This is a genomic window from Vagococcus penaei (assembly GCF_001998885.1).
Taxonomy (GTDB): Bacteria; Bacillota; Bacilli; order Lactobacillales; family Vagococcaceae; genus Vagococcus; species Vagococcus penaei.
This window is the reverse complement of record NZ_CP019609.1, coordinates 852789-868386: the sequence shown is the minus strand read 5'-3', so window position 1 is coordinate 868386 and position 15598 is coordinate 852789. Positions and strand designations below refer to the sequence as shown.

Below are 15598 nucleotides of genomic sequence, written 5' to 3'. Positions count from 1 at the left end.
GTGAGCCTTGTGCAAATTACAAAAGACATTTTAGAAAAAATAAAAACATATCAAACAATTATGATTCACCGTCATCAAAGTCCAGATCCGGATGCTCTTGGATCACAAGGAGGACTAGCGACAATTTTAAGAGCAACTTTTCCTGAGAAAAACATCTACTGTATTGGTGGCCCAGTGAATGATTTGGATTATCTAATTACAATGGATAGTGTGTCTGATGATTTGTATCAAAATGCTTTGGTCATTACGACTGATACGGCTAATGCACCAAGAATTAGTGGTGATCAATACAATTTAGGGAAAGAATTAATCAAAATTGACCATCACCCAAATGATGAACCTTATGGCGATTTGGCATGGGTTAATACTAAAGCAAGTAGTACTAGTGAGATGATTTATGATTTTTATCATGAACATCAGACAGAATTACAGATGACAGATGAAGCGGCAAGATTACTTTATGCTGGTATCGTTGGGGACACTGGTCGCTTTTTATACCCAGCAACAACGAGTCACACATTATGGGTTGCATCAAACTTATTAACTTATAACTTTGACGCTGCAAGCTTAAATCGTACAATGGACGAAATTAGTCTTAAAGTAGCACGGATGACTGGTTATGTGACAGAAAACTTAGTGATAGATGAAAATGGTGCCGCCATGATTCTACTAACACAAGAAATTCTTGATGAATTTGACATGGTGGATTCTGAAACACCCGCTTTAATTTCAGTTCCAGGTAAAATTCAAGGAGTTAGAGCTTGGGGAATTTTTGTGGCTCAGCCAGAAGGCTTTTATCGAGTTCGTTTACGTTCGAAGGGACCGGTAATTAATGAAATTGCTAAACGTCATAATGGTGGGGGACATGTATTAGCGAGTGGTGCAAATGCAAAAGACTTGGCTGAAGTCGAAGAGATTTATCAAGAAATTCAAGCAGTTGTTCGTGAGTTTTATTAACCAAAGACTTTAAGTCGGAGTTTGGCAACTAAAAAAACGGTAATCAAGATCGAGTTGATTACCGTTTTTTAGTTCCAACGATTATAAAATAAAAGATGTGTTATTGTTTGATAATAGGTCTTGTAATGTGTTAGTTAGACAATTGCTAAGATAATGTAATGGCTGTATAATGGTGTTTGAGGGAGCTGATAAGATGGATTTTTATACGTATAAATACTTTGTTCAACAATCGCAACATGCTGATTTAATCAAATATATTTTGTTGATTTTATTATTAGTTGCCTTATTGTTAATCGTTTGGAAACAGTTTCGAAGTCGTGAAAGAGTCAAGTATCGCGATTTAGTCATTTTATTATCATTGACCATTATGTTTTTTGTGGGCATTCAAGTCAATGATTATGAAGTCGGAAAATTAAATCAAAATAATTCAGCTCAAATGGTTGAATTTTTAGAATCATTAGCAAAAAGGCAAAAAGTGGCGGTTGATGATTTGTCAGTTAACTCGCGCTCGATTAAAGATGAAATGATTATCAAAATGTTTGATAATTATTACCAAGTTAATATGAGTAATGACTTGTCCAGTTATAAACTAGAAGAAACGTTTCTGATTCATGACACTGTCAAAAACGTGATTGAAGGAGATTAATGAGATGCAAGATTATGTTAATATAATTGCTAAACTAGCTACGGGTTTAATTTGTATGATTTTCCAAATGAACCTGTTGGGTAAATCCAATCTCGCACCGGTATCTGCCTTAGATCAATTACAGAACTACGTTTTAGGGGGAATTATTGGTGGTGTGATTTATAATGACCAAATAACTATTTTACAATTTCTACTAATTCTAATTGTTTGGACATTTTTAGTAACATTATTTAAGTATTTAAAAGAGAACGTTGGTTTTATGAAGACTATTATTGATGGCAAACCAACCGTGCTCATTAAAAATGGCGAGGTTCTCGTCCATGAATGTGCTAGACGTGGCGTAGCAGCCAGTGATTTGATGTTTAAATTACGGACAGCCAACATCTATGACACTAGACAAGTTAAAAGAGCAATTCAAGAACAGAATGGACAATTAACAATTATTCTATATGGAGAAGAATCGGTTAAATTCCCACTAATTACAAATGGTATTATCGATGACAATATTTTGGAAAGTTTTGATAAAGATCGTGAATGGTTAGTAAATGAATTGAAAAAGAAAAATACGGATGCTTCAAATGTTTATTTGGGTCAATATATCAATGGTAAATTAGAACTAAGTTTTTATGAACCAGTTGAGAGTAAAAATAGTGAAAGTTAGTTTATCAAAAGAGTAGTTAAATATTTGAAATTGAAAAATAAAAATCAGCAACGGTAGATGTCTAATCACTCGTTGCTGATTTTTTAGTTTGGATAATTAATTGAAAAAAATAATTTAGAAAAGAGTCGTTAAAAATTGATCGACTGTTGCATAAGAACCATTTTGGCGATCTTCAAAAAAACCGGCTTTTTCTAATTGTTTCAAAACAGTTGGATTAACAGAAGAAAAAATAATTTGACGACCGTTTGCAGTTTGCTCGTGATAAAAATCGAGTAATGATTGACTAGCAGTAACGTCAATATGTGGGACTCCACGTAAAGAAAAGATAATGTGTTGATCTTCAGGAATATTTTTTAATTGGTTATTTAAACTATCCATACTCATAAAAAATAGCGGTCCAGTTACATAAACAACACACCAGTTAAGATCAGTTGGTGCATACTCCTTAATTCCCATTCGTGTGGGATCAACCGGTTCAATGGCAATATCAAGTTGTGCACTTTTAATGATAAAATGAATAATTGCAAATGCCGTTCCAATTAGGATAGCCATACTTAAATCTAAAGTCACAGTTGCTAACATCGTAATCAGAAATTTTATCTCGCCGCTAGCTAGACGACGTTTAAATAAGTTACGGATATTTTCCCAGTCGTTCATCCGCCATGCAGTTACAATCAAGACGCCAGCTAAACCACTTAAAGGAATATTAGACATTAGAGGTGCAAATAAGAACATGGATAGTAATAAAAACAAGGCATGAAAAATACCAGTGAGACGTGTAACGGCACCAGATTTAATGGCAACACTACTACGAGCAATCGCTGCAGTCGCTGGAATACCACCAAAAAATGGTAAAATAATATTTCCGATACCCTGAGCAATCAGTTCTTGATTATTATTAATGGGCTTCCCAGTCATTTTGCTTGCTGATGCACCGCACAACAAACTTTCGATCATCCCTAGAACGGCAATGCTAATCGCAGGTGAAATCAAGCCAGACATCATCTCTAAATTGATGTGTGAGATGTCTAAGCGGTCGTCAGCAAAGAGTGTTGTTGGGATTTCACCTACTCGAGCAACGTCCAATTTAAAAATCATAACGATTGCAGTAGTTAAAATGATGGCAACAAGTGACGAAGGAATAATAGTTTGCCACTTTTTAGGAAAAAACAGCATTAGTAGCACGACAAATAAGCCCAAAGCCGTTGTTGCGAAATTTGGATGAAAACCCTCAGTGACATAGCTCGTTAATTGCTGTAAAGGTTTTGTGCTAGAGGATGTCACACCAAAAAAGTTATTGATTTGTCCTAAAGCAATAATAATGGCAATACCAGAAGTAAAACCAGTAATCACCGATGCTGGTAAAATACTTCCTAAAATACCTAACTTAAAAATACCCGCAATCAATAAGATTACGCCTGCCATTAATGTGGCAACAAACACGCCGTTTAACCCATAAGTCGCAACGACAGAAATTAAAATAGCGGCCATGGCTCCAGTAGGTCCCGAGATTTGAAAAAAAGCGCCTGATAAAGCACTGATAATGACACCAGCGACAATTGCTGTAATCATTCCCGAAGCCGCTGTAGCACCACTTGATACACCAAAGGCTAATGCTAAAGGTAAGGCAACTGCTGCTACAGTTATCCCAGCCATTAAATCTTTCATTAAGCTAGCTTTAGAATACCCTTGAAACTCGTTTTTCAGTAAATTAATGTAATTTCCTAACATGTGTTGATCTACTCCTTTTTTTGACGATATGTTAAGAATATCACAACAAACGACTGAATGAAAACGAGTTTAAGATTTATTCTAAAAATGGTTGACATTATAAAAGAAATTAGATATACTATAAAAGTTGAGAAATAAAGCAGGAGCACCCGCTTCTCGCCTTAGTTGTTTTAAGCGACTGGGCTTGATAAAGATAATTCTTTTCGTTCTAGCGACGTCATAGAATTTTTGGTGCGGGCTCTTGATAAAAGAACCCGTTTTTCTGTGTTTTTCTCTAATATAAATGGAGGTGAATGACCATAGCTAAAGATATTATGGTAAACGACGGCATTCGTGCAAGAGAACTACGTTTGATTGCAGCAGATGGAGAGCAGTTGGGAGTAAAGACAAAAGCTGAAGCATTAAGAATTGCTGAAAGTGCCAACTTAGACTTAGTCTTAGTAGCACCAAACGCAAAACCGCCCGTTGCAAAAGTAATGGACCACGGGAAATACCGTTTTGAACAACAGAAAAAAGAACGTGAAGCCCGTAAAAAACAAAAAATTGTTAATGTTAAAGAAGTTCGTTTGAGTCCTACAATCGATGTCAATGATTTCAATACTAAGTTACGTAACGCACGTAAGTTTCTTGAAAAAGGGGACAAAGTGAAAGCTTCAATCCGATTCAAAGGCCGTGCGATTACTCATAAAGAAATTGGTCAGAACGTCTTAAATCGCTTGGCAGATGAAACTGCTGATGTATCAACAGTGGAACAAAAAGCGAAAATGGATGGCAGAAGCATGTTTATCATGCTTGCGCCTAAAACAGATAAGTAGTAAACAATCATCTGAGGAGGAAAATCAAATGCCAAAAATGAAAACTCACCGCGGACTAGCTAAACGTGTTAAACGCACAGGTGGTGGCGGATTAAAGAGATTCCGCGCGTTTACAAGTCACCGTTTCCACGGTAAAACTAAAAAACAACGTCGTCAATTACGTCGTCCAAGCATGGTGTCAAAAGGCGATTACAAACGTATCCGTCAACAATTGACTCGCATGAAATAATTTTTAGTTATTGATAATGACTAAATTTATACAATTTTAAAAGAGAACTCAAGGAGGAATTATCATGGCACGTGTAAAAGGTGGAACAGTAACTCGCCGTCGTCGTAAAAAAGTGCTTAAGTTAGCTAAAGGCTACTATGGCTCTAAACATACATTATTCAAAACAGCAAAAGAACAAGTGATGAAATCTCACACATATGCATTTAGAGATCGTCGCAAAACTAAAAGTAATTTCCGTAAATTATGGATTGCACGTATTAACGCGGCAGCTCGTATGAACGAATTAAGCTACAGCAAAATGATGCACGGTTTAAAATTAGCAGAAGTTGATATTAACCGTAAAATGTTAGCTGATTTAGCAGTACATGATGCAGCAGCTTTTACAGCATTAGCTGACCAAGCAAAAGCAGCATTAGCTAAATAATTAAATAATCGTTGTTTTAACAACAATCTACCCCGCTATCTTGAGGGGTTTTTTTTTATCCAAAAATTCAGTGATCAATAGTAGTATCGTTAGACGCTTTCTACGGAAAGAAAAAACCACTCAAAGATGAGTGGTCAACTATTTAACGATGGAGTATTTTCTAGTTATTTCTACTATATCTAGTTGCGTAGACATACGTCTTTTCGTCAATATCAAATCCGTCTTTTTCTACGGCTTTTTTTAATACTAAATGAGTGTCATCATATTTATCTCGAATTAGTATTGTATTGCTTAAAATTAATTCTACTTTACCTGTAATCTTTTCTTTGTGGACTGTTGGATAATCAATAATTGAACCTATAGAAATTAGCGTCTTAGACAAATTAAATCAATCCCTTCTAACTCTATTATAGCACAATTAGAAAAAACATTGTTTTAAGTATGTTGGTATTGATTATTTAGACTTGTAAAATATTATTTTTTGATTCGAATTGATATTCATAGGTGGTATATAATTGGTTATCAACTATATTAGCAATCAACTGCTCAAATAATCAGACTATAATTTTTAAAAAGATCATTAGCTAAATGTTAATCAGTCTAAATTGTTATGTTAGTTAAGTGGACGAGTCATTGTATTAAATTATTATTATTTGATATTAGGGTCTTTTCGTACAGGCTTTTAACTTTAAATTGATTGCTAGAATTTAGAATATGATTAATATTAATAGCTTTTCTTGGACTAAATTAACAATCTAGATTAGAATGAGTGTAGATTTAAAGCGGTTGAATAGGAAATGTTGTGATTTAATATAGATAAAGATTACCAAAAAGCCTAATTTAATTGTTTGTTAAATGTTTATTAAGTAGCTTTTAAAGGGCATTAATAACACTTTGTTCGTTTATAGCGCCTTTTTTTATCAGAAGTTGCATAAAGTTATGAAAAGTTTGATATGGCAGGTTTTATGAAAAGTTTGTATGATAAGTATATAAAAGATGGTAAGGGGAAATCAATAATGAAAAAAATAGGTTATATTAACAATAATGGTAGCGATATTTATGAGAAAGAACAACTAAACGCATTGACAACATACAATGTTGATAATATTACGGCTACTCTTGACGGTGAAGAAATTGTTTTGAACGATGATATCGTGTTAAGTGAAGTTATTGGTGAACTAGAAACAGGGGATGAACTAGTTGTTTATGAATTGAGAAGTATTGGTAAGTCGATTATTCAATTGGCTGACTTTTTAGAAGATCTAAAAACACGCGGAATTAAACTGGTTGTTCTCAATAAAGGTGAAGTTTATTCTGGTATTGATGATACAGCTTATTTAGAAATGATTTTGAAGATAGCTGAAATGGAAAAAGTGATTATTCGAGAAAGAACAACTAAAGGATTACAAGAAGCACGTAAAAATGGTCGTGTTGGCGGTCGTCCAAAAATTTCTCAAGAAACAATTGATCAAATTCGATTTTTATATAATAATAATCGTTATACACTTCGTCAAATTGCTGAGGAATGTAATATTTCATTGGGAACAGCTTATAAATATGTACAAGAAAGATAGGTTCAAGCTAAGTCTTTTTGAGGCTTAGCTTTTTTGCATTAAAAATCTGCTAAAATCTGTTGTTTATAGTTGAATCGTTGATACAGATAGAGTACGATTAGAAAAGTAGTAAAATTATATTAAGTGAGGGAACGTCATGTCACATGCTGAGAAGCGGCCAATCGTTATTGGAGTTACCGGTGGATCTGGAAGTGGAAAAACTAGTGTAAGCCGTTCGATATTAAATTCATTACCCAATCATTCTATATTACTGTTTGAGCAAGATTCATATTATCGTGACCAAAGTCATTTGTCTTTTGAGGATCGCTTAAATACCAATTATGATCATCCTTTAGCTTTTGATACTGATTTATTAACAGAACATTTGCAGCAATTAATTAACTATCAAGCTATTGATAAACCTGTATATGATTATGAATCACATACAAGAAGTCAAGAAGTTATTCATCAAGAACCTAAAGAAGTGATTATTTTAGAAGGAATATTGATTTTAGAAGATGAACGACTAAGAGATTTGATGGATATTAAAGTTTATGTCGATACAGAAGATGATATTCGAATAGTTCGCCGTATTAAACGCGATATGGAAGAGCGTGGCCGCACATTAAGCTCAATTATTGATCAGTATCTGACCGTTGTTAAACCGATGCATCATCAGTTTATTGAACCAACTAAAAAATATGCTGATATTATTGTGCCTGAAGGTGGAGAAAACCAAGTGGCCATCGACTTACTAACAACCAAAGTTCGGAGTATTTTAGAAAACAAATAAATGAATTATTTTAATGGAGGAATTAAGAATGACAGTATATCCACAATTAGATCTAGCTAATGCAACGACATTTGCGACAATTAAAACTAATAAAGGCAATTTTAAAGTTGCTTTATTTCCAGAGCAAGCACCAAAAACTGTAAAGAATTTCATTGAATTATCAAAACAGGGGTATTATAATGGGGTGATTTTCCATCGAGTTATTCCTGATTTTATGATTCAAGGTGGCGATCCAACTGGAACAGGTATGGGTGGTAGCAGTATATATGGAGAAAAATTTGAAGATGAATTCTCAAAAGAATTATTTAATCTTCGTGGTGCTTTATCGATGGCTAATGCAGGACCTAATACAAATGGCAGCCAATTCTTTATTGTTCAAAACTCTCATATTCCAATGAGTATGATGCGACAATTAGAAGAAGCTGGTTTCCCTAAAGAAATCATCGAAGCATATAATCAAGGTGGAACACCATGGTTAGATTTTAAACATACAGTTTTTGGTCAAGTTGTTGAAGGAATGGATAATGTTGACGTAATTGCTGAAGTTCAAAGAAATTCACAAGACAAGCCGTTAGATGATGTTGTTATCGAAGAAATTATTATAGAAGAATAGCGTCGTGATTAAAAAGGTTAAGAAAATGTTATCGTTTATCTTAACCTTTTTTATGTTAAACTATTAAATAGATAATTTAGAAAGGTGGCGATAAAATGAAATACAAAATTGGGATGATTATTACAGGCAAAATAACAGGCGTTCAACCGTATGGTGCATTTGTTTCGCTAGATGATAATTATCAAGGTCTAATTCATGTTTCTGAAGTAAAACATGGATTTATAAAAAATATTCATGATGAATTGTCTGTTGGAGATAAAGTAAAAGTTAAGGTGATTGATATTGATGAATATACTCAAAAAATTAGCCTATCAATACGTGTCTTGGAAAAACCAACGATTAATTTAGCTTTGCCTAATAAACGTAAACGGTATTTTACTAATCGGAAAAAGAAACTAGGTTTTTCAAGCATTGAAGAAAAATTAGATGATTGGATTGATGAAGCAATCGAAGATATATTGGAAAAATAGTGTGTTTTTTCTGAAAATATATGATATAATTGGACTTGTTTTCAACTAAAATAAATCAACTAGCTGAGGTGGAATACAATGTCACAATCTAAAGTTGCTGGAACAGTGATGCTTAATTTGGAAAATGGTGAAAAAAAGTTTTTAGTCGAAAAAGAAAAAAATCAATTTCATTTTATTAGCACTACAATTGATTCGAATTACACTAGTCTGGCCTGTATGCTGAAAGAGTTAAAAGATGTTGTTAAGCTTGATACTAGTAAAATGGATTTATTTGAATTAACTAATTTAACGGTTTCTTCGGAATCAATGCCTTTATTTGTTTTTACACTTGAAGAAGCAGATTTAGTACCAAAAAATAGTGAAAGTCAGTTCATTTGGGAAGATCCTAAAGTGATTAAAGGTGTATTAGATGGTATTGATATTTCGGGTGTTCCATTTTTTTGTTAAAAGTTATTGACTTATTCTTGAAATGTGATATTATATTTCTTGTCCTACTGATTCTTGTCAAAAAATTTAAAAATTGTTTTTTTATTTTAAAAAAATGTTGACAATTAAAAACATAATTGCTATGATATGTAAGTTGCTAAGGCAACTAATAATTAAGATTTAGACCTTTGAAAACTGAACAAAGTAAGACAAACCAAATGTGTAGGGCGTTTTTACAATAGTAAAAACAAACTATATTTAAAGTGAATAGAAACATTCGCTAGCAAAATTTTTAAATGAGCTAAACATCGTAAGATGTTATCATACTTTTATTGAGAGTTTGATCCTGGCTCAGGACGAACGCTGGCGGCGTGCCTAATACATGCAAGTCGAACGCACTTGTCTCATCGGAGCTTGCTCCACCGAGACAAGTGAGTGGCGGACGGGTGAGTAACACGTGGGCAACCTGCCCATCAGAGGGGGATAACACTTGGAAACAGGTGCTAATACCGCATAATTCCTATTGCCGCATGGCGACAGGATAAAAGACGCTTCGGTGTCACTGGTGGATGGGCCCGCGGTGCATTAGTTAGTTGGTGGGGTAACGGCCTACCAAGACCATGATGCATAGCCGACCTGAGAGGGTGATCGGCCACACTGGGACTGAGACACGGCCCAGACTCCTACGGGAGGCAGCAGTAGGGAATCTTCGGCAATGGACGAAAGTCTGACCGAGCAACGCCGCGTGAGTGAAGAAGGTTTTCGGATCGTAAAACTCTGTTGTTAGAGAAGAACAAGTGAGAGAGTAACTGTTCTCACCTTGACGGTATCTAACCAGAAAGCCACGGCTAACTACGTGCCAGCAGCCGCGGTAATACGTAGGTGGCAAGCGTTGTCCGGATTTATTGGGCGTAAAGCGAGCGCAGGTGGTCTTTTAAGTCTGATGTGAAAGCCCTCGGCTCAACCGAGGAAGGTCATTGGAAACTGGGAGACTTGAGTGCAGAAGAGGAGAGTGGAATTCCATGTGTAGCGGTGAAATGCGTAGATATATGGAGGAACACCAGTGGCGAAGGCGACTCTCTGGTCTGTAACTGACACTGAGGCTCGAAAGCGTGGGGAGCAAACAGGATTAGATACCCTGGTAGTCCACGCCGTAAACGATGAGTGCTAGGTGTTGGAGGGTTTCCGCCCTTCAGTGCCGCAGCTAACGCATTAAGCACTCCGCCTGGGGAGTACGGCCGCAAGGCTGAAACTCAAAGGAATTGACGGGGGCCCGCACAAGCGGTGGAGCATGTGGTTTAATTCGAAGCAACGCGAAGAACCTTACCAGGTCTTGACATCCTTTGACCACTCTAGAGATAAAGCTTTCCCTTCGGGGACAAAGTGACAGGTGGTGCATGGTTGTCGTCAGCTCGTGTCGTGAGATGTTGGGTTAAGTCCCGCAACGAGCGCAACCCTTATTGTTAGTTGCCATCATTTAGTTGGGCACTCTAGCAAGACTGCCGGTGACAAACCGGAGGAAGGTGGGGATGACGTCAAATCATCATGCCCCTTATGACCTGGGCTACACACGTGCTACAATGGACAGTACAATGAGTTGCGAGACCGCGAGGTTTAGCTAATCTCTTAAAGCTGTTCTCAGTTCGGATTGTAGGCTGCAACTCGCCTACATGAAGCCGGAATCGCTAGTAATCGTGGATCAGCATGCCACGGTGAATACGTTCCCGGGCCTTGTACACACCGCCCGTCACACCACGAGAGTTTGTAACACCCAAAGTCGGTGAGGTAACCTTCGGGAGCCAGCCGCCTAAGGTGGGATAGATGATTGGGGTGAAGTCGTAACAAGGTAGCCGTATCGGAAGGTGCGGCTGGATCACCTCCTTTCTAAGGATAATTACGGAAACACATTGGTTGAATTTACTTTGTTCAGTTTTGAGAGGTCTACTCTCAAACTAAATGGGGCCTTAGCTCAGCTGGGAGAGCGCCTGCCTTGCACGCAGGAGGTCAGCGGTTCGATCCCGCTAGGCTCCATTGGTAGAACCTTTACCATTATTGTTCATTGAAAACTGGATAGTTGAAGTTAGACATCAACATAAATTAAGTACACCGCGTGACACAGCGTAAGTTGTGAAGCGTTGTTTGTATCAGATATCGCTGTTTGATACAAACAAAAAAGATCTAACCATTAGGTTAGAAAAGGTTAAGTGAATAAGGGCGCACGGTGGATGCCTTGGCACTAGAAGCCGATGAAGGACGGGACTAACGCCGATATGCTTCGGGGAGCTGTAAGTAAGCTTTGATCCGGAGATTTCCGAATGGGGGAACCCAATACCTTTTATAGGGTATTATCTATTAGTGAATACATAGCTAATAGAAGGTAGACGCAGAGAACTGAAACATCTAAGTACCTGCAGGAAGAGAAAGAAAAATCGATTTCCTTAGTAGCGGCGAGCGAAACGGAAACAGCCCAAACCAATGAGCTTGCTCATTGGGGTTGTAGGACTCAGCTGTGGTAGCTGTTGTGAATAGTCAAATCGACCTGGAAAGGTCAGCCGGAGCGGGTAAAAGCCCCGTAGACGAAATTGACAACACACCTATGAGTATCCTGAGTACGGCGGAACACGAGAAATTCCGTCGGAATCCGGGAGGACCATCTCCCAAGGCTAAATACTCTCTAGTGACCGATAGTGAACCAGTACCGTGAGGGAAAGGTGAAAAGCACCCCGGAAGGGGAGTGAAATAGAACCTGAAACCGTGTGCCTACAAAAAGTCAAAGCCCGTTAATGGGTGATGGCGTGCCTTTTGCAGAATGAACCGGCGAGTTACGATTGCATGCGAGGTTAAGCTGAAGAAGCGGAGCCGTAGCGAAAGCGAGTCTGAATAGGGCGACGTAGTATGTAGTTGTAGACCCGAAACCATGTGACCTACCCATGTCCAGGTTGAAGGTGCGGTAAAACGCACTGGAGGACCGAACCCACGTACGTTGAAAAGTGCGGGGATGAGGTGTGGGTAGCGGAGAAATTCCAATCGAACTTGGAGATAGCTGGTTCTCTCCGAAATAGCTTTAGGGCTAGCCTCGGAATTAAGAATGATGGAGGTAGAGCACTGTTTGGACTAGGGGCCCGTCTTGGGTTACCGAATTCAGATAAACTCCGAATGCCATTCATTTATATCCGGGAGTCAGACAGTGAGTGATAAGATCCATTGTCGAAAGGGAAACAGCCCAGACCACCAGTTAAGGTCCCAAAATATATGTTAAGTGGAAAAGGATGTGAGGGTGCACAAACAACTAGGATGTTGGCTTAGAAGCAGCCACCATTTAAAGAGTGCGTAATAGCTCACTAGTCGAGTGCCCTTGCGCCGAAAATGTACCGGGGCTAAACATATTACCGAAACTGTGGATAGAACCTTTGGTTCTATGGTAGGAGAGCGTTCTAAGGGCGTTGAAGCTAGATCGTGAGGACTAGTGGAGCGCTTAGAAGTGAGAATGCCGGTATGAGTAGCGAAAGACAGGTGAGAATCCTGTCCACCGAATGACTAAGGTTTCCTGGGGAAGGCTCGTCCTCCCAGGGTTAGTCGGGACCTAAGCCGAGGCCGATAGGCGTAGGCGATGGACAACAGGTTGAGATTCCTGTACTCGTTTGTTTTGTTTGAACAATGGAGGGACACAGGAGGTTACGGAAGCGCACTGTTGGATATGTGCGTATAAGCAACAAGTCTTGGTGTGAGTCAAATGCTTACACCTCTAAGGACGAGTTGTGATGTGGAGGGAAATTTAGTACCGAAGTTCCAATATCACACTGTCAAGAAAATCTTCTAGTTAGAAGCAAACGACCCGTACCGCAAACCGACACAGGTAGTCGAGGAGAGAATCCTAAGGTGAGCGAGAGAACTCTTGTTAAGGAACTCGGCAAAATGACCCCGTAACTTCGGGAGAAGGGGTGCTAAACGCAAGTTTAGCCGCAGTGAATAGGCCCAAGCGACTGTTTATCAAAAACACAGGTCTCTGCAAAATCGAAAGATGACGTATAGGGGCTGACGCCTGCCCGGTGCTGGAAGGTTAAGAGGATGGGTTAGCAATAGCGAAGCTCAGAATTGAAGCCCCAGTAAACGGCGGCCGTAACTATAACGGTCCTAAGGTAGCGAAATTCCTTGTCGGGTAAGTTCCGACCCGCACGAAAGGCGTAACGATTTGGGCACTGTCTCAACAAGAGACTCGGTGAAATTTTAGTACCTGTGAAGATGCAGGTTACCCGCGACAGGACGGAAAGACCCCATGGAGCTTTACTGTAGTTTGATATTGACTGTTTGTGACACATGTACAGGATAGGTAGGAGCCGTTGAACTCGGAACGCTAGTTTCGAGGGAGGCATTGGTGGGATACTACCCTTGTGTTATGACCAGTCTAACCCGCGCCACTTATCGTGGCGGGAGACAGTGTCAGATGGACAGTTTGACTGGGGCGGTCGCCTCCTAAAATGTAACGGAGGCGCCCAAAGGTTCCCTCAGAATGGTTGGAAATCATTCGAAGAGTGTAAAGGCAAAAGGGAGCTTGACTGCGAGAGTTACAACTCGAGCAGGGACGAAAGTCGGGCTTAGTGATCCGGTGGTTCCGCATGGAAGGGCCATCGCTCAACGGATAAAAGCTACCCTGGGGATAACAGGCTTATCTCCCCCAAGAGTTCACATCGACGGGGAGGTTTGGCACCTCGATGTCGGCTCGTCGCATCCTGGGGCTGTAGTCGGTCCCAAGGGTTGGGCTGTTCGCCCATTAAAGCGGCACGCGAGCTGGGTTCAGAACGTCGTGAGACAGTTCGGTCCCTATCCGTCGCGGGCGTTGGAAATTTGAGAGGAGCTGTCCTTAGTACGAGAGGACCGGGATGGACATACCTCTGGTGTACCAGTTGTTCTGCCAAGGGCATTGCTGGGTAGCTATGTATGGACGGGATAAACGCTGAAAGCATCTAAGCGTGAAGCCCCCCTCAAGATGAGATTTCCCATTTCTTTAAGAAAGTAAGATCCCTGAGAGATGATCAGGTAGATAGGCTAGGAGTGGAAGTACAGTGATGTATGGAGCGGACTAGTACTAATCGATCGAGGACTTAACCAAATAAACGGTGTCACTTATGTTAATGATAACTTCAAATCCAGTTTTGAGTGAGCAATCACTTAATTAAATAGAACACTTATAGAAGTGTGGTGGTGATGGCAAGAAGGATACACCTGTAACCATGCCGAACACAGCAGTTAAGCTTCTTAGCGCCGAGGGTAGTGAAGGGTTTCTCTTTGTGAGAGTAGGACGCTGCCACGCATTTATAAGTATTTTTTTGGAGGTTTAGCTCAGCTGGGAGAGCACCTGCCTTACAAGCAGGGGGTCGGCGGTTCGATCCCGTCAACCTCCATTTTAAATTAGACTCGTTAGCTCAGTTGGTAGAGCATCTGACTTTTAATCAGAGGGTCACTGGTTCGAGCCCAGTACGGGTCATTTTTGCGGGTGTGGCGGAATTGGCAGACGCACTAGATTTAGGATCTAGCGCCTTACGGCGTGGGGGTTCAAGTCCCTTCACCCGCATAAGAAGTTATAGCCGGCTTAGCTCAGTTGGTAGAGCATCTGATTTGTAATCAGAGGGTCGAGGGTTCAAGTCCTTTAGCCGGCATTCTATTTCTAAGCGGAAGTAGTTCAGTGGTAGAACATCACCTTGCCAAGGTGGGGGTCGCGGGTTCGAACCCCGTCTTCCGCTTTTTATGTTCCAGCCGGGGTGGCGGAACTGGCAGACGCACAGGACTTAAAATCCTGCGGTGAGTGATCACCGTACCGGTTCGATTCCGGTCCTCGGCATTAATTTTTTTAAGCACCCATAGCTCAATTGGATAGAGTGTCTGACTACGGATCAGAAGGTTAGGGGTTCGACTCCTCTTGGGTGCGTTTTTTTTTACGGGAAGTAGCTCAGCTTGGTAGAGCACTTGGTTTGGGACCAAGGGGTCGCAGGTTCGAATCCTGTCTTCCCGATAAAAGAAATTAAATTTCTTTTAAAAATATATTGACATACAATATATAATAATGTTATTATATAAAAGTTGTGTCAGAGATTTACAATTCACTGAAAATAAAAAATAAAAAAAGTATTGACATTGTGTTGTAGATTTGATATACTAATAAAGTTGCTAAGGCGACTAATAATTAAGATTTAGACCTTTGAAAACTGAACAAAGTAAGACAAACCAAATGTGTAGGGCGTTTTTACAATAGTAAAAACAAACCATATTTAAAGTGAATAGA

The 15598-nt window shown here is 39.3% G+C and carries 13 protein-coding genes, 9 tRNA genes, 3 rRNA genes and 1 other annotated feature; of the genes, 23 read left to right on the top strand and 2 right to left on the bottom strand.

Going from position 1 to position 15598, the window contains the following annotated elements; genetic code table 11:
- Nucleotides 1-9: 9 nt before the first annotated feature.
- The 3 genes from BW732_RS04100 (at nucleotide 10) to BW732_RS04090 (ending at nucleotide 2264) form a co-directional block, all read left to right on the top strand.
- Entirely contained in the window at nucleotides 10-957 is a 948-nt protein-coding gene (locus BW732_RS04100) for a DHH family phosphoesterase (protein WP_077275587.1), read from the top strand.
- Between the two features lie 193 nt (nucleotides 958-1150).
- Nucleotides 1151-1603: a DUF3290 family protein gene (locus BW732_RS04095; RefSeq protein WP_161485510.1), complete on the top strand. Its 453-nt coding sequence runs from the start codon at nucleotides 1151-1153 to the stop codon at nucleotides 1601-1603.
- A 4-nt stretch (nucleotides 1604-1607) separates the two neighbouring features.
- Entirely contained in the window at nucleotides 1608-2264 is a 657-nt protein-coding gene (locus BW732_RS04090; protein WP_077275585.1) for a DUF421 domain-containing protein, read from the top strand.
- 114 nt (nucleotides 2265-2378) lie between these two features.
- On the opposite strand, the gene BW732_RS04085 is transcribed toward BW732_RS04090, so the two are convergent.
- Complete coding sequence (locus tag BW732_RS04085) at nucleotides 2379-3995, bottom strand: SulP family inorganic anion transporter (RefSeq protein WP_077275584.1); 1617 nt, start codon at nucleotides 3993-3995, stop codon at nucleotides 2379-2381.
- Between the two features lie 131 nt (nucleotides 3996-4126).
- Nucleotides 4127-4267: a sequence feature (ribosomal protein L20 leader region), on the top strand.
- 21 nt (nucleotides 4268-4288) lie between these two features.
- Between BW732_RS04085 and infC the strand changes: the two genes are divergently transcribed.
- The 3 genes from infC (at nucleotide 4289) to rplT (ending at nucleotide 5463) form a co-directional block, all read left to right on the top strand.
- Entirely contained in the window at nucleotides 4289-4810 is a 522-nt protein-coding gene (gene infC / locus BW732_RS04080; RefSeq protein ID WP_077275583.1) for a translation initiation factor IF-3, read from the top strand.
- A gap of 28 nt (nucleotides 4811-4838) precedes the next feature.
- Nucleotides 4839-5039, top strand: coding sequence for a 50S ribosomal protein L35 (gene rpmI, locus BW732_RS04075; RefSeq protein WP_077275582.1), 201 nt, complete (start codon nucleotides 4839-4841; stop codon nucleotides 5037-5039).
- Between the two features lie 64 nt (nucleotides 5040-5103).
- The gene (gene rplT, locus BW732_RS04070) at nucleotides 5104-5463 is read left to right on the top strand and encodes a 50S ribosomal protein L20 (protein WP_077275581.1); all 360 of its coding nucleotides are present in this window, start codon (nucleotides 5104-5106) and stop codon (nucleotides 5461-5463) included.
- A gap of 160 nt (nucleotides 5464-5623) precedes the next feature.
- On the opposite strand, the gene BW732_RS04065 is transcribed toward rplT, so the two are convergent.
- Nucleotides 5624-5845 carry a hypothetical protein gene (locus BW732_RS04065; protein WP_077275580.1) on the bottom strand — a complete coding sequence of 74 codons (222 nt, stop codon included), beginning with the start codon at nucleotides 5843-5845 and terminating at the stop codon, nucleotides 5624-5626.
- 634 nt (nucleotides 5846-6479) lie between these two features.
- Between BW732_RS04065 and BW732_RS04060 the strand changes: the two genes are divergently transcribed.
- From BW732_RS04060 to BW732_RS03980, 17 genes are all read left to right on the top strand, one after another.
- Nucleotides 6480-7037 (top strand): recombinase family protein, encoded by a 558-nt coding sequence (locus tag BW732_RS04060; RefSeq protein WP_161485509.1) that lies wholly within the window; start codon nucleotides 6480-6482, stop codon nucleotides 7035-7037.
- A gap of 136 nt (nucleotides 7038-7173) precedes the next feature.
- Nucleotides 7174-7809, top strand: a complete 636-nt coding sequence (gene udk / locus BW732_RS04055; protein WP_077275578.1) for a uridine kinase — start codon at nucleotides 7174-7176, stop codon at nucleotides 7807-7809.
- A 28-nt stretch (nucleotides 7810-7837) separates the two neighbouring features.
- Nucleotides 7838-8422: a peptidylprolyl isomerase gene (locus tag BW732_RS04050; protein ID WP_077275577.1), complete on the top strand. Its 585-nt coding sequence runs from the start codon at nucleotides 7838-7840 to the stop codon at nucleotides 8420-8422.
- Between the two features lie 95 nt (nucleotides 8423-8517).
- Nucleotides 8518-8892 carry a CvfD/Ygs/GSP13 family RNA-binding post-transcriptional regulator gene (locus tag BW732_RS04045; RefSeq protein WP_077275576.1) on the top strand — a complete coding sequence of 125 codons (375 nt, stop codon included), beginning with the start codon at nucleotides 8518-8520 and terminating at the stop codon, nucleotides 8890-8892.
- Nucleotides 8893-8970: 78 nt separating this feature from the next.
- On the top strand, nucleotides 8971-9339 hold the full coding sequence (locus BW732_RS04040) for a hypothetical protein (protein WP_077275575.1): 369 nt from the start codon (nucleotides 8971-8973) through the stop codon (nucleotides 9337-9339).
- A 307-nt stretch (nucleotides 9340-9646) separates the two neighbouring features.
- Nucleotides 9647-11202 (top strand): 16S ribosomal RNA (locus BW732_RS04035).
- A gap of 74 nt (nucleotides 11203-11276) precedes the next feature.
- A tRNA-Ala gene (locus tag BW732_RS04030) sits at nucleotides 11277-11349 on the top strand.
- A 167-nt stretch (nucleotides 11350-11516) separates the two neighbouring features.
- Nucleotides 11517-14428 (top strand): 23S ribosomal RNA (locus tag BW732_RS04025).
- Nucleotides 14429-14513: 85 nt separating this feature from the next.
- Nucleotides 14514-14629, top strand: a 5S ribosomal RNA gene (gene rrf, locus BW732_RS04020).
- Together the 16S, 23S and 5S rRNA genes with 9 tRNA genes alongside form the textbook arrangement of a ribosomal RNA operon.
- A gap of 18 nt (nucleotides 14630-14647) precedes the next feature.
- Nucleotides 14648-14720 (top strand) — tRNA-Val (locus tag BW732_RS04015).
- 10 nt (nucleotides 14721-14730) lie between these two features.
- A tRNA-Lys gene (locus BW732_RS04010) sits at nucleotides 14731-14803 on the top strand.
- 5 nt (nucleotides 14804-14808) lie between these two features.
- Nucleotides 14809-14890, top strand: a tRNA-Leu gene (locus BW732_RS04005).
- A 12-nt stretch (nucleotides 14891-14902) separates the two neighbouring features.
- Nucleotides 14903-14975: transfer RNA gene (locus BW732_RS04000), tRNA-Thr, on the top strand.
- 12 nt (nucleotides 14976-14987) lie between these two features.
- Nucleotides 14988-15059 (top strand) — tRNA-Gly (locus tag BW732_RS03995).
- Between the two features lie 12 nt (nucleotides 15060-15071).
- Nucleotides 15072-15157 (top strand) — tRNA-Leu (locus BW732_RS03990).
- 13 nt (nucleotides 15158-15170) lie between these two features.
- Nucleotides 15171-15244: transfer RNA gene (locus BW732_RS03985), tRNA-Arg, on the top strand.
- Nucleotides 15245-15254: 10 nt separating this feature from the next.
- Nucleotides 15255-15328 (top strand) — tRNA-Pro (locus BW732_RS03980).
- The last annotated feature ends 270 nt before the right edge of the window (nucleotides 15329-15598 follow it).